Source organism: Allostella sp. (genome assembly GCF_041913585.1).
GTDB lineage: Bacteria > Pseudomonadota > Alphaproteobacteria > ATCC43930 > Allostellaceae > Allostella.
Genome location: NZ_JAYSFE010000031.1, coordinates 1 through 13,649 on the forward strand (window position 1 = coordinate 1; position 13,649 = coordinate 13,649).

13 protein-coding genes are annotated in these 13,649 nt (G+C 73.9%); 6 read left to right on the forward strand and 7 right to left on the reverse strand.

Going from position 1 to position 13,649, the window contains the following annotated elements; genetic code table 11:
• The 3 genes from ACE3Q3_RS08195 to ACE3Q3_RS08205 all read right to left on the reverse strand — a co-directional run.
• On the reverse strand, positions 1–544 hold a 544-nt coding region (locus ACE3Q3_RS08195; RefSeq protein WP_374444449.1), incomplete at its 3' end, for an AAA family ATPase.
• An 85-nt stretch (positions 545–629) separates the two neighbouring features.
• Entirely contained in the window at positions 630–1,802 is a 1,173-nt protein-coding gene (locus ACE3Q3_RS08200; RefSeq protein WP_374444384.1) for a multidrug effflux MFS transporter, read from the reverse strand.
• Positions 1,799–2,992, reverse strand: a complete 1,194-nt coding sequence (locus tag ACE3Q3_RS08205; RefSeq protein WP_374444385.1) for a multidrug effflux MFS transporter — start codon at positions 2,990–2,992, stop codon at positions 1,799–1,801. Before ACE3Q3_RS08205 ends, ACE3Q3_RS08200 begins: the two co-directional genes overlap by 4 nt.
• A gap of 117 nt (positions 2,993–3,109) precedes the next feature.
• Between ACE3Q3_RS08205 and ACE3Q3_RS08210 the strand changes: the two genes are divergently transcribed.
• From ACE3Q3_RS08210 to ACE3Q3_RS08230, 5 genes are read left to right on the forward strand one after another with little or no spacing between them, the layout of a single operon-like run.
• Positions 3,110–4,267, forward strand: a complete 1,158-nt coding sequence (locus ACE3Q3_RS08210) for a benzoate/H(+) symporter BenE family transporter (RefSeq protein ID WP_374444386.1) — start codon at positions 3,110–3,112, stop codon at positions 4,265–4,267.
• Between the two features lie 57 nt (positions 4,268–4,324).
• The gene (locus tag ACE3Q3_RS08215; protein WP_374444388.1) at positions 4,325–5,449 is read left to right on the forward strand and encodes an MlaE family ABC transporter permease; all 1,125 of its coding nucleotides are present in this window, start codon (positions 4,325–4,327) and stop codon (positions 5,447–5,449) included.
• A gap of 8 nt (positions 5,450–5,457) precedes the next feature.
• Positions 5,458–6,225 carry an ABC transporter ATP-binding protein gene (locus ACE3Q3_RS08220; RefSeq protein ID WP_374444389.1) on the forward strand — a complete coding sequence of 256 codons (768 nt, stop codon included), beginning with the start codon at positions 5,458–5,460 and terminating at the stop codon, positions 6,223–6,225.
• 15 nt (positions 6,226–6,240) lie between these two features.
• The gene (locus ACE3Q3_RS08225; protein WP_374444391.1) at positions 6,241–7,326 is read left to right on the forward strand and encodes an MlaD family protein; all 1,086 of its coding nucleotides are present in this window, start codon (positions 6,241–6,243) and stop codon (positions 7,324–7,326) included.
• Positions 7,326–8,015 (forward strand): ABC-type transport auxiliary lipoprotein family protein, encoded by a 690-nt coding sequence (locus ACE3Q3_RS08230; protein ID WP_374444392.1) that lies wholly within the window; start codon positions 7,326–7,328, stop codon positions 8,013–8,015. The genes ACE3Q3_RS08225 and ACE3Q3_RS08230 overlap by 1 nt, the downstream gene beginning before the upstream one ends.
• Here ACE3Q3_RS08230 and ACE3Q3_RS08235 read toward each other — a convergent pair.
• The 4 genes from ACE3Q3_RS08235 to ACE3Q3_RS08250 all read right to left on the reverse strand — a co-directional run bounded on the left by ACE3Q3_RS08235 (position 7,981) and on the right by ACE3Q3_RS08250 (position 11,396).
• Positions 7,981–8,310 carry a hypothetical protein gene (locus ACE3Q3_RS08235; protein WP_374444394.1) on the reverse strand — a complete coding sequence of 110 codons (330 nt, stop codon included), beginning with the start codon at positions 8,308–8,310 and terminating at the stop codon, positions 7,981–7,983. The two genes, ACE3Q3_RS08230 and ACE3Q3_RS08235, sit on opposite strands and share 35 nt — an antisense overlap.
• Positions 8,307–9,317 carry a TAXI family TRAP transporter solute-binding subunit gene (locus tag ACE3Q3_RS08240; protein WP_374444395.1) on the reverse strand — a complete coding sequence of 337 codons (1,011 nt, stop codon included), beginning with the start codon at positions 9,315–9,317 and terminating at the stop codon, positions 8,307–8,309. The genes ACE3Q3_RS08235 and ACE3Q3_RS08240 overlap by 4 nt, the downstream gene beginning before the upstream one ends.
• A gap of 76 nt (positions 9,318–9,393) precedes the next feature.
• Entirely contained in the window at positions 9,394–10,278 is an 885-nt protein-coding gene (locus ACE3Q3_RS08245; RefSeq protein ID WP_374444397.1) for a FecR domain-containing protein, read from the reverse strand.
• Entirely contained in the window at positions 10,278–11,396 is a 1,119-nt protein-coding gene (locus ACE3Q3_RS08250; RefSeq protein WP_374444398.1) for a hypothetical protein, read from the reverse strand. The genes ACE3Q3_RS08245 and ACE3Q3_RS08250 overlap by 1 nt, the downstream gene beginning before the upstream one ends.
• Positions 11,397–11,589: 193 nt before the next feature.
• Between ACE3Q3_RS08250 and ACE3Q3_RS08255 the strand changes: the two genes are divergently transcribed.
• Positions 11,590–13,647, forward strand: coding sequence for a CHASE2 domain-containing protein (locus ACE3Q3_RS08255; RefSeq protein WP_374444399.1), 2,058 nt, complete (start codon positions 11,590–11,592; stop codon positions 13,645–13,647).
• Positions 13,648–13,649 lie beyond the last annotated feature (2 nt).

Sequence of the window (13,649 nt, forward strand, 5' to 3'; positions counted from 1 at the left end):
GGTCGGGGAAGCGGATGTAGTGGAAGAAGCAGCGGCGCAGGAAGGCGTCCGGCAGTTCCTTCTCGTTGTTGGAGGTGATGACGACGATCGGGCGCACCCGGGCCGCCACCGTCTCGCCCGTTTCGTAGACGTGGAACTCCATGCGGTCGAGTTCGAGCAGCAGGTCGTTCGGGAACTCGATGTCGGCCTTGTCGATCTCGTCGATCAGCAGCACCGGCGCCGTTTCCGCCGTGAAGGCGTCCCACAGCTTGCCGCGCTTGATGTAGTTGCCGATGTCGCGCACCCGCGCGTCGCCGAGCTGCCCGTCCCTCAGGCGGGCGACGGCATCGTACTCGTAGAGGCCCTGCTGCGCCTTGGTCGTCGACTTGATGTGCCAGGCGATGAGCGGGCGGCCGAGGGCGGCCGCGATCTCGTGCGCCAGGATGGTCTTGCCCGTGCCGGGCTCGCCCTTCACCAGCAGCGGCCGCTGCAGCGACACGGCGGCGTTGACCGCGACCATCAGGTCCGGGGTCGCGATGTAGCTGTCGGTACCGGCGAAGCGCATCGGGGAAGCCATGTCGGGGGAGGGATTCGGCAGGACGTCGATTGTGCGGGAAAGCGCCCGCGATGCCAACCGCGACGGCCGGCGGTCAGCGGCCGAGCAGCAGGCGGTGGAGGGCGATCGCGGCCAGCGCGAAGCCGGCCATGAAGAGGGACATGACCAGGGTGTCGGTGCCGATGACCGCGGTGGCGTAGCGGCCGGCCAGCGCCCCCGCCGCCGACTGGCCGGCCCCGATCAGGGCCGACACGGTGCCGGCGCGTTCGGGCATCGCCTGGAGGGCGCCCGCGATGCAGTTGATCGAGACGAAGCTGGTCGTCGTCTTGAAGACGAAGAGGATGACGAGGAACCCGGCGAGTCCGCCGAGATCGAGCCAGGCGACCAGCACCAGCAGCGCCGACATCGCCGCCAGCACCGGCTGGGCGCGGCGGATCAGCCGGTCGGTGCCGTAGCGGGCGACGACGCGGCCGTTGATCGCCGCCCCCGCGATCAGTCCCCCGACCTCGACCATGATGATGAAGCCGAAGAGCTCGGTCGGCACGCCGCGGCCCTCGATCATCACGAAGGGCGAGGCGCAGACGAACACCATCACCGCGGTCTGCAGGACGACATTGGTCGCGACGTGGCCGAAGGCGCGGCGATGGCGAAGGACGTCGCGGTAGAGCCGGGCGATCCGCCACAGCGGCAGGCGCACCCGGCGGTCGGGCGCCAGCGTCTCGGGCAGGCGCAGGATGGCGAGCGCGCCCATGAGCACGGCGAAGGCGCCCATCGCGACCGGCACCGCCCGCCAGCCGCCGGCGAGCAGGAGCTGGGCCGCGACCAGGGGGGCGGCGATCGGCATCACCCCCATCAGGCCGGTGAGGTGGGAGAGCTGGCGGGCGGCCGCCTCGCGGTCGTGGAGGTCGCGGACGACGGCGCGGACGATGACGGGCGAGGCCGACGCGCCGAGCCCCTGGACGAAGCGCCAGACGACGAGGCTGGCGAAGTCGTCGGCCAATGCTGCCATCAGGCTCGCCGTCGCGAAGAGGGCGATGCCGGCGAGCAGGGGGCCGCGGCGCCCGAGCCGGTCGGCGAGCGGCCCGTAGGCGAGTTGGCCGATCGCCATGCCGAGCATGAGCCCGCCGAGCGCGGTCTGCGCCTCGCCGGCCGTGAGGCCGAATTCGGCCGCCAGCCCCGGCAGCAGCGGCAGGAACCCGTCGACGCTGAGCGCGCCGAAGCCGGCGAGCGCCGCCAGGAAGACGATCGAGGGCGGCCGCACCGTCATCGCGGCCGGCCGGGCGCCAGGACCTGGTGGAGGGCGATGCCCAGCAGCGCGAACCCCGCCATCAGCAGCGTCATCTGGAAGAGGTCGTGTCCGATCGCGGCCGTCGCCCAGCGGCCGACGACGGCGCCGGCTGCGAACTGACCGGCGCCGATCAGCGCCGATACCGTGCCGGCGCGCTCCGGCAGGTCCGACAGCGCACTGGCGATGGCGTTGATGCCGACGAAGCTGAGCGCCGTCTGGAACAGGAAGAGGACCGGCAGGAATCCGCCGAGGCCGGCCGCCTCGGTTCCGGAGAGGGCGAGCAGCGGCGCCAGGCCGACGAGGGCCTGCTTGCCGCGGCGCATCAGGAGCGGCGCCCCGAAATGGCGCACCAGCCGGCCGTTGAGGAGCGCGCCCGCCATCAACCCGCCGATCGCCAGCGCGAAGACGAAGCCGTAGGCCTCGGCCGCGACGCGGCCGCCGCCGATCAGCACGAAGGGCGAGGCCGACAGGAAGACGAAGAAGGCCGTCGTCAGCACGATGTTGGTGGCGGTGTGGACGATGCAGGCGCGGTGCGCCAGCGCCTGCCCGTAGCCGCGGACGAGGTCCGACAGGGGCGCCGGCGGCCGGCCGTCGCGCCGGTTGGTCTCCGGAAGGCGGCGGACGACCAGCACCGCCAGAACCAGCCCGTAGGCGGCCATCGCCGCCGGCACCGTGCGCCAGCCGGCATGGGCCAGCAACTGGGCGCCGAGGAACGAGCAGACGATCGGGATCGTGCCCATGATCGTCGTCATGAAGGACAGCTGGCGCGCCGCCTCGTCGCGGGCATGGAGGTCGCGCACGATCGCCCGCGCGATCACCGACCCGGCCGACCCGCCGAGGCCCTGGACGAAGCGCCACCCGACCATGGTCTCGAAGCTCTCCGCGGCCGCGGCGGCGGCACCGGACAGCGTGAAGAGGACGATGCCGCAGAGCAGCGGCAGGCGCCGCCCGAACCGGTCCGACAAGGGGCCGTAGAGCACCTGGCCCACGGCGAACCCGATCATCACCGCGCCGACCGCCATCTGCGCGTCGGCCGGGCCGACGGCGAAGGTGAGGACGAGGGCCGGCAGCAGCGGCAGGAAACTGTCGATGGCGACCGCGCCGAAGGCGCTGATCCCGGCGAGCAGGACGATTCCGGGCGGTGCCGGCGTGGCGGAGGGGCGGGGCACCGGGATCGATTCGCGGCAGATGGGCAGGGCAGGTTCGCCACCATACGCGAAATCCGGCCGTGCTGCCTGTGACGGCGGCGATTGGGGCCGGGTGGCGCGGCGGCTAGGATGGGCCGGATGCGCTCCTTCTCCCTCCAGGCCGCGGTCGCGGGCCTGCTCGTCGCCTTCGTCGGGTTCGCCAGTTCGTTCGCGGTCGTCCTGCAGGGGCTGATCGCGGTCGGCGCGTCGCAGGTCGAGGCGGCGTCGGGGCTGATGGCGCTGTCGATCGCCATGGGGCTCTGCGCCATCGTCCTGAGCCTCGCGCGCCGCCAGCCGATCAGCGTCGCCTGGTCGACGCCGGGGGCGGCGCTGCTGGCGGCCTCGGGCGTGCCGGAGGGCGGGTTCCCCGCCGCGGTCGGCGCCTTCCTCGTTTGCGGCGTGCTGCTCGTCCTGGCCGGGACCTGGAAGCCGCTCGGGCGCTGGGTGGCGGCGATCCCGGCGCCCATCGCCAACGCCATGCTGGCGGGCGTGCTGCTCGGCCTCTGCCTCGCGCCCGCCCGCGCGCTGGCGGCGCTGCCGCTGCAGGGGCTGGCGATCTTCGCCGCCTGGGCGGTGACGGCGCGGCTGAAGCGCGTGCTGGCGGTGCCGGCGGCGGTCGCCGTCGCGGTCCTGATGATCGCCCTCGACCCCGCCACGGTGCCGCTGCCGGCCGCCAGCATCTTCCCGCAGCCAATCCTCGTATGGCCGGAATTCCGGCCGGCGGCGATCGTCGGCATCGGCCTGCCGCTCTTCCTCGTCACCATGGCCTCGCAGAACATTCCGGGCATGGCCGTGCTGCAGGTCAACGGCTACCGGCCGGAGCCGGGCCCGCTCTTCCGGGCGACCGGCCTCTTCAGCCTGCTGGGCGCCCCCTTCGGCGGCCACGCCGTCAACCTCGCCGCGATCACCGCCGCCATGTGCGCGGGCGTCGATGCCCATCCCGACCGCGGGCGGCGCTACTGGGCGGCGGTGGTCGCGGGCGTCGGCTATGTCGTGTTCGGCCTCCTCGCGGGGGCGGCCACCGCCTTCGTCGCCGCCGCGCCGCCGGTGCTGATCGAGGCGGTGGCCGGCCTGGCGCTGGTCGGCGCCTTCGCCGGCGCGATGCTGGGCGCGATGAGCGAACTGCGCGACCGCGAGGCCGCCGCCGTCACCTTCCTCGTCACCGCGTCGGGGATCTCCTTCTTCGGCATCGGCGGCGCCTTCTGGGGCCTGCTCGCCGGCGGCGCGATGCTGGCCCTGTCGCGCTGGCGGCCCTGACCGGCGACCCGGACTCGTGATAGGGACTGAAGGGTGCAGCAGGTTCGGGGGCGCCCCATGCCGGACGCGGCCGACAGGCCCGCGAGCGCCGAGATCAGGACCGCTCCCGCCGGGGCGGGCGCGGTGCTGGTGCTCGCCGGACGTCTCGACGCCGCCGGCACGGCCGCCGTCTGGGCGCCGGCGATGGCGGCGGCCGGTCAGGCCGGCGGCCTGGAGGTCGACGCCGCGGGCGTCTCCTATTGCGACGGCTCGGGCGTGGCGCTGCTCGGCGCGCTCCGCGCCGCCGCGGCGGGCCGGCCGTTCGCGATCCACGGGCTGCGGTCCGAATTCCGCACCCTGGTCGATCTCGTCGGCGAGGTGGCGCCGCCGGCCGGGCGCGCGCCGCCGCGCCTCGGCCCGATCTCGCGCCTCGGCCAGACGGCCTATGCACTGGGCGGCGAGGCCCGGCGCCAGGTCGCCTTCGTCGGCGAGACGCTGGTCTACCTGCTCGACGTCGTCCGCCGCCCCGGCCGGCTGCGCTGGAGCGACTTCTTCCTGACGCTCGACGCCGCCGGCGTCCGGGCGGTGCCGATCATGACCCTGATGGGGTTCCTCATCGGCCTCATCATGGCCTTCCAGTCGGCGATCCCGATGCGCCGCTTCGGCGCCGATCTCTTCGTCGCCGACCTCGTGTCGCTGTCGCTCCTGCGCGAACTGGGGCCGCTGATGGCGGCGGTGATGCTGGCCGGGCGCACCGGCTCGGCCTTCGCGGCCGAGATCGGCACGATGAAGGTGAACGAGGAGGTCGACGCGCTGACCACCATGGGCCTCGTGCCGGTGCGCTTCCTGGTGGTGCCGCGGGTCCTGGCGGCGATCGTCGTCATGCCGTTCCTCGCCATGCTGATGAACGTGGCGGGGCTCCTCGGCTGCCTCGTGGTGATGATGTCGCTGGGCTACCCGCCGGTCACCTTCTTCAACCAGCTGGTCGGCGCCACCACCCACCTCGACCTGCTGGGCGGGCTCTTCAAGGCGGCGGTGTTCGGCCTGCTGGTCGGCGGGGTCGGCTGCATGCGCGGCCTGCAGACGACGACCGGGGCGGCGGCGGTCGGCGAATCGACGACGCGCTCGGTCGTCTCAGGCATCCTCCTCATCATCCTGGCGGACGGGCTGTTCGCCGTCCTCTTCTTCTACCTCGACCTCTAGGGGCGGGCATGGAAGCGCAGGCGATCATCGCGGTCGAGCACATGCGGACCGGATTCGGCAGCCAGGTGCTGTTCGAGGACCTGACCTTCTCGGTCGCCAGGGGCGAGGTCTTCGTCATCCTCGGCGGCTCCGGCTGCGGCAAGAGCACGCTGCTGAAGCACCTGATCGGCCTCTACGCGCCGTGGTCGGGGCGGATCGAGATCGCCGGCATGGAACTGGTGACGGCCGACGAGGAGACGCGGCTGGCGATCCTGCGGCGGATCGGCGTCATGTACCAGCAGGGCGCGCTGTTCGGGTCGATGACGCTGATCGAGAACGTCCGCCTGCCGCTGGAGGAATTCACCGGCCTGCCCGACGCGGCGATCGAGGCGGTGGCGCTCGCCAAGCTGAAGCTGGTCGGGCTCGACCGTTTCGCCTTCCACATGCCGTCGGAAATCTCGGGCGGCATGCGCAAGCGCGCCGCCATCGCCCGGGCGATGGCGCTCGACCCGGAGATCCTCTTTCTCGACGAGCCCTCGGCGGGGCTCGATCCGATCACCTCGGCCGAGCTCGACGAGCTGATCCTGCAGCTCCGGCAGAGCCTCGGCATCACCTTCGTCGTCGTCACCCACGAGCTCCCCAGCATCTTCGCCATCGCCGACCGGATCATCATGCTGGACAAGGAGACCAAGGGTATCATCGCCGAGGGCCCGCCGGCCCGACTGCGCGACGAGAGCCGCCACCCCTTCGTCCGGCGGTTCTTCCACCGCCAGGCGGCGGATGGTCCGGCGGCGTAGGGCAGGGGGGCTCCGATGGCGGCACGCGGACGCAACTATTTCCGGGTCGGGATCTTCGTCTTCGCCGCGCTGCTGCTGATCGTGGCCGGCGTCATCGTCCTCGGCGGCGGCGCGCTCTTCCAGCGCACGGTGACGATCGAGACCTATGTCGAGGAATCGGTGCAGGGGCTCGATATCGGCTCCCCCGTCCGCTATCGCGGCGTGAAGGTCGGCTCGGTCAGCCAGATCACCTTCGTCGGCACCGCCTACAACCTGCGGCCGGACGATCCGCGCTACTTCCAGGTCGGCCAACTCGTCACCGTGCGCATGAAGCTCGACGTCGATGCCGTCGGCGGTTCCTCGTCCGGCCAGGAACTGGAGGCGATCATGCGCCGCCTCGTCGCCAACGGGCTCCGGGTGCGGCTCGCCTCCCAGGGCATCACCGGAACCTCCTACCTCGAGGTCGACTACGTCCCGCCGGAGCGCAACCCGCCGCTCAAGATCTCCTGGACGCCCGATTTCTTCTACCTGCCCTCGGCGCCGAGCGTGATCTCCCGGCTCAGCACCGCTGCCGAGCAGGTCTTCACCCGGCTGGAGGAGGCGCCCCTCGAGAAGGTGATCGTGGAAGCGGGCGCCCTGCTGCGCGAGTTGCGCGACACCAACCGCCAGGTCCAGCAACTCGTCGCCGGCGAGCAGGTGGCGGGCGCGCTGGCCGACATCGGTGCCGCGACCAAGCGCCTGCGCAGCCTCGCCGCCCAGGCCGACGACAATGTCGGCAACGTGCTCATCGACCTGCGCGAGATCTCGATGCGGCTCAACGGCTTCTCGCAGGAGCTCGCGACCGAGTTCGGCGGCGGCACGCTGCGCGCGCTGGCCCGGGGGCTGCGGGAAACCATCGCCGAGGTCCGTCAGGCGGCGGCGGGACTGCCCGACACGATCGCCACCGCCGGCCGGGCCACCCGCCGCGCCGACGCCATCCTGGCGACCGGCCAGCAGGACCTCGAAACCCTCCTGGTCAACCTGACCGCCATCTCGCAGAACCTGAAGGAGCTGACCGAGAGCGCCAAGCGCTATCCCTCGCAGCTCCTGTTCGGTCAGCCCCCGCGCCGGAGCGAACCCTGATGTCCTCCCTCGTCCGCCGCGCTCCCTGGGCGCCGGTCCTCCTGCTGGCCATCGCCGCCGCCTGCAGCTCGCCGCTCGACAAGCCGCCGGTCGAGCAGCGCTTCTACACGCTGGATGCGCCGCGGCCGGAGGCGGCTGCGGCGCCGGCCGACGCGCCGGTCCTGGCGGTGCGCCGCTTTCGCGCCTCGCCCGGCTACGAGGGCCGGGAACTCGTCTTCGCGACCGGCGACGGTGCCTTCCGGACCGACTTCTACAACGTCTTCTTCGCCCCGCCGGCGGCGATGATCGGCGACGAGGCGCGCGAATGGCTCGACCGCAGCGGGCTCTTCCGCGCGGCGGTCGCGTCGACCAGCCAGGCCGATCCCCACCATGCGCTCGAAGGGTCGCTGACCGCGATCCATGGCGACCGCGCGGCCGGACGGCACCGGGCCGTGCTCGAGGTCCAGTTCCTGCTGATCGACACCCGCGCGGCCAATACGCCGATCCTCTTCCAGCGCCAGTACCGCCGCGAGCGGCCGGTCGCCGACGGCACCGCCGCGGCGCTGGCGGGCGGGCTCAACGCGGCGCTGGCGGAGATCCTGGGAGAACTGGAAGGAGACCTGGCGCCGGTCGTGCGGCGGCCGGCGCCGGCGCCGGCCCAGGCGCCGCCGGCCGTCAGGCCGTCCGGCGGTCGAGCAGCGCGGCGCTGATCGACCGCCACTCGTCGCGCAGCGCCTCCGCCGCTGCCGGCCGGCGCGCCTGCCGGTACCAGTAGCCAGCATTGTCGAGGTCGCCCTCGATGCGGTGCAGATGGGCATGGACCCAGGCCCCGGCGCGCGTTTCCTCGGCCTGCGCCAGCGCGTGCGCGCGGCTCCATTCCGCACCCAGCCGCCAGTCCCCCTTCGCCGCCCACCACAGGGCGCCCAGTGCCTGGCCGAGCCCGGGCGGCGGCTCGTCCGCGGCGAGCGAGGCCTCGAAGGCGGCGAGGTCGGCGGCCGCGGTCATTTCGCCAGCAGCAATTCGTCGCGGGTGACGGTGCCGGCTTCGATTCCGGACGCCGCGGCGGCCGCGTGCAGCGGCAGGATGTCGTTCTCGACCAGCACCGACTTGGGCGTGATCCGGGCCAGCGACGGGTGGGCGCGGCGCAGCGCGGCAATGTCGGCACGGACACCCTCGACAACCGCCCGGACCGTCGCGTCGGGCTCGCGGTCGGTCGTCGCCAGCAGCGTCTGCAGGCCGACGGTCCGGACCGGCTGCGTCTGCCAGGCATAGGTGCCGGCCGGGATGGTCTCGCCGTCGATCGTGGGATAGCCGACGACGACGGCACGGATCACCGGGCCCGCGACCGAGAGCAGTCGCACCGGGCAGAGGGCGGCCGCCGTCTCGACCGCAGGGTTGGGCTGGGCGCCGACGAAGGCGACGGCATCGACGCGGCCGCTGCACAGGGCATCGGCGGCGGCACCCGGCGGCACGGTGACCGTGCGGACGTCGCGGCCGATCGTCCAGCCATGGCTCAGCATCAGGCCGCGCATGGTGAGCTCGGTGCCCGAGCCCTCGGCCCCGGGGTCGATCCGCTTGCCGCGCAGTTCGGCAAACTCCGCGATCGGCGCGTCGGCACGGACGACCACCGCCAGCGGCTCGATGCCGAGCGCCAGCACCGAGCGCAGGCTGCGGTCCGGCCCCTTCTCGCGGAACGGGCCGACGCCGAGCTGGGCGGCGAGCGCGGTGTCGGCCTGGGTCAGGGCGAAGCCGGCGGCGCCGCGCTGGAGCGCCTGCAGGTTCTCGACCGAGCCGTCGCTCGCCACCACCGCGCATGGTGCGGCGGCCGGGCCGGCGGCGACGGCGGCGCAGATGGCGGTGCCGACGCGCTCGTAGAGGCCGCCCGGGCTGCCGGCACCGATGCTGATGGTCGGAACGGGGCTGCCGCCCAGCGTTGCGCCGCCGTCGGCCGGATCGGCACAGGCGGCGACGAGGGGGGCGAGCGCGAGCAACGGAACGAACCGCAGGATCATGAGGCACCGATGAGGAGCGGCCGGGGCGGATGCCCCGGCCGGGCTGGCGGAGAGGAAGGAGAACTGGCCGCCCGCGTCAGCGGACGATGGCGATCGGGCGCGACGGGGTCACCACCGTGGGTGTCGAGCCGGAGGTGCCGGGCCCGCGCGGGTCGGTGAGAATGCCGTCCGACGGCCGGCCGCCGATGATGCCGGCGCCGGCGGACACCGCGCTCGGCTGCCGCAGCCGGTCGCGGATGACCTCGGCCGGCAGGGTGCTGTCGATCGGCGCTCGGGTGTCGGCGACCGACGGCAGGGTGATGTCGCCGACGGTGGCGAGCTGGCGGCCGGCGGCCGGCGCCAGGACGCGCAGCCGGTTGCGCACCGCTTCCGACGGCGGCGCGGGCGGCGTCGGCGCCGACTGGCGGGTCGAGACGGTCGAGGCGAAGCCGACGCGGTCGAGCGCCGCCACCCGGCCCGAGCCGATGGACGCGAGATCGGCCGCGCCCTCGACCACCATCACGGTGGTGGCGCCGTCCGGCGCGACCAGGATGTCGAGCACCGTGCCGCGCACGCCGACCGTGGCGACCGGCGTCCGGATCTGGAACGACCGGCTGTCGCCGCTGCCCGAGACGAAGCGCAGCACGCCATGGGTCGCTTCGATCACGACCGAGTGCCGGCCCCGGTCGGGATCGAAGACGAAGGTGTCGAGCACGACGGCGGAGTTCGGCCCGACGGTGATCGAGGTCTCGTCGAGGAACAGGATCTGCGCCCGGCCGTCGGCTGCGGTCTCGATCCGCTCGTTCTGGAAGACCCGGTCGCCGACCCGGAGCTGCCGGTCGCGGCTGCCGCCGAGCGCGTCCACCCGGCTGACCACGATCGCGCTGACGCCGATGTCGCGGTCCGCCGCAGCCGCCGGGCCGGGGGCCGCGGCGGCACCGGCAACGAGGCCGCCTACCAGGATTGCAAGCATCGCGCGCATCAGAACCTCCGATAGACCACGAGGCTGACCGTGTGGTTGGTGTACTCCTTGTCGGCCTCGTTGGAGCGGTTGTTGTCCACATAATACCGCAGGACGACCGATAAATCTTGCTCCAGGAATCCGCTGCCGACGAGGCGCAGTCCGGGGCTGATCCGCCAGTCGCGGCGGTCGGCGGCGCCGGGCTCGGCGCCGGCCGCGTAGCGCCGGTGCTCGACCGTCAGTTCCGGCCCCGCCAGGATCTGCTGGAAGCCGGCGATGCCGCTCGCGACCGGCGAGGCATAGAAGCCGGCCGCCGCCAGCGACCAGTAGCGGAACCGGTGGCCCTCGCCGACGGCGGCGTTCCACGCCGCCTCGGGCTCGACGGTCAGCCGGTCGCCATCGGTGACGAGGCCGCTCCAGGCGAATTGCGGGCGCAAGCGGGCGAGAAAGCCGTCGCGGCCGGGATAGCGTTCGGCGAAGTCCGCGAACGAGACGAGGGCGTCGATGCCGCGCAGCGGCCCGGCGTCGCGCAGTCCGAGTTCGACCCCGCCATAGGCCGACGCGAAGAGCGGCCCGTCGCCGAGCCGGGCATATTCGAGGCCGGCCAGCGTCCGGAGCTCCGCCCACTCGCCGAGCGGGAAGACCGGCCCGGTGTCGCCCCCGACATAGGCGAGGGAGCCGTCGCCGAAGGTGCGGTAGAGGCGTCCCTGGGCATGGACGCGGCTCCGCCAGCGCCGGCCGAGCAGCTGGCGCTCGTCGTCGAGCCGCAGGACACCGACCGCCGACAGGTCGGCATCGCCGGACCGGGCCCCGTCGAGCAGGCGGGGATTGCTTTCGTACTGGATGCCCGCCCCGACGATCACGTCGGTCCGCGCCGCACCGGGCGTGGCCGTGGTCGCGACCCCGGTCAGCCGCTGCAGGCCGAGCAGCGCCTCGCGGTTGGCGGGATCGACGGAGAGCACGCGCTCGTAGGCCATCATCGCCTTGCGGCCGTCGCCGTCGCGCTCGACCGCGCGGGCATAGCGCAGGTTGGCGGCGATGTCGGCCGGGTTGGCCAGCACGGCGCGGAACAGCGCGCGCGTATCCTCCCCCTGGGCCGCGGCCGGGCCCGGCATCCCGAGCGCGACCAGCAAGCCCATGACGACGCTGGCGAACGCAGCCCCCCTGCCGACCACCCGTCCCCCGTGTCATCGACGCCGAACTTGCCGCGAAGCCCTACACCGCGCCATCGTCCCGCTCAAGACGAATGGGGGAGGGCGCGTGCCGCGTCGGCGGATCGGATCGGGACGGCGACGGGACGGCCGGCGCACCGCCGCGGGCGCGCAGGCGGCGGTGGCCGCCGCCGTCCTGCTGCTGCTGGCGGCGCTGCGCCTCGCCGATCCGGTGGCGCTGGAGGCGCTGCGGCTGGCCGGCTTCGACCAGATGCAGCGCTGGTTTCCGCGCGAGGATGCCGCCGTCCCGGTCCGAGTCGTCGATGTCGACGAGGCATCGCTGGCGCGGCTCGGCCAGTGGCCGTGGTCACGCGCCGTCCTCGCCGACCTGACGCGGCGGCTGGGCGAGGCCGGCGCCGCCGTCGTCGCATTCGACATGCTGTTCGCCGAGCCCGACCGCGGCGAGCGCGACGCCGCCGGCGCGGCGGACGGCGACCGGCGCTTCGCCGAGGCGCTCGCCGCCGGCCGCGGCGTCCTCGGCCTGGCACTGGTGGGCGAAGCGACCGGCGCCTCGGCCGCCGGCAAGGCCGGCATCGCCGTCGTCGGTCGCGACCCGGCGGCCGGTCTGCACCGGTTCCCCGGGGTGGTGCGCGGCCTGCCCGTCCTCGCCGCGGCGGCCGGCGGCGAGGGGGCGATCAATGCCGTGCCCGACCGCGACGGGGTGATCCGCCGGCTGCCGCTCTACCTCGCCCTGGGCGAGCGCATCGTTCCGTCGCTCGCCGCCGAAGCGCTGCGCGTCGCCCAGGGCGCGGCCGGGCACCTGCTGCGGGTGGAGCCGGACGGCCGGGTGACGGCCCGCATCGGCAACCTCGTGGTGCCCGCCGACGGCGCGGGCGAGGTCTGGCTGCGCTTCGCCCGGCGGGAGGAGGCGCCGCGGGTGCCGGCATGGCGGGCCCTCGCGGGCGAGGCCGAGGGGTTGCGCGGCGCCATCGTGCTGGTGGGGTCGAGCGCCGCCGGCCTCAAGGACCTGCGGACGACGCCGGTCGCCCAGGCCGTCGCCGGGGTCGACATCCAGGCCGAGGCGGTGGCGGCCATGCTGCTCGGCCAGACGGCGATCCGCCCCGTCTGGGCCGGTCTCGCCGAACTCGGCTATGCGGCGCTGATCGCGCTGGCGGCGATCCTGCTGGCGGCGTGGCGCGGGCTGCCGGCGGCGGCCGTGGCGACCGCCTTCGGTGTCGCCGGCGCCGGCGCCACCGCGTCGCTGGCGTTCGCCGGCGACGGGCTCCTTCTCGACGCGACCTTTCCGGGGCTGGCGCTCGGCCTCGTCTTCGCCGGCCAGTCGGTCGTGCTCTACCAGCGCAGCGAGCGCGAGCGGCGGCGGGTGCGCGAGGCGTTCCAGCGCTACCTCTCGCCGGTGCTGGTGGAGCGGCTGGCGGCGCGGCCGCAGCAACTCGTCCTCGGCGGCGAGACGCGGCGGCTCTCCGTGCTCTTCTGCGACATTCGCGGCTTCACCCGGCGCGCCGGCGGGCTCGACCCGCAGGTGCTGACGGAATTCGTCAACCGCATGATGACGCCGCTCTCCGACGCGGTGCTGGAATCGGGCGGCACCGTCGACAAGTTCCTCGGCGACGGGCTGATGGCCTTCTGGAACGCGCCGCTCGACGATGCCGACCATGCCGAGCACGCCTGCCGCGCGGCGCTCGCCATGGCCGGTCGGATGGCGGCGGTCAACCGCGACCTCGAGGGGGTGCTGCCGGCCGCCATGCTGCCGGTCGCGGTCGGCATCGGCATCGACACCGGCCCCTGCGCGGTCGGCAATTTCGGCTCCGCCCGGCGCTTCGACTATTCGGCCCTGGGCGAGCCGGTCAATTTCGCCGCCCGCTTCGAGGGCCTGTCCCGCATCTACGGCGTCGCGATCGTCATCGGCGAGGCGACGCGCGCGGCGGCGCCGGCCATGGCGACGATCCCGCTCGACGAGACCGTGGTCCGCGGCGCGCTGCGGCCGGTCCCGGTCCACGCCCTGCTCGGGGACGAGCGGCTGGCGGCGACCGAGGCGTTCCAGCGCCTTGCCGGCGCGCACCTCGACCTGCGCGCGGCCTTGGCGGACGAGGACCGGCTGGCCGCGGGCGCGGCGCTCGCCCGCGCCCGCGCACTCGACGACGGCACGCTGGCCCAGTTCCATGCGGTGATCGCCGCCCGCCTCGCCGGCGATGGTCCCTTGCGCGGGGTCGGACTATGATC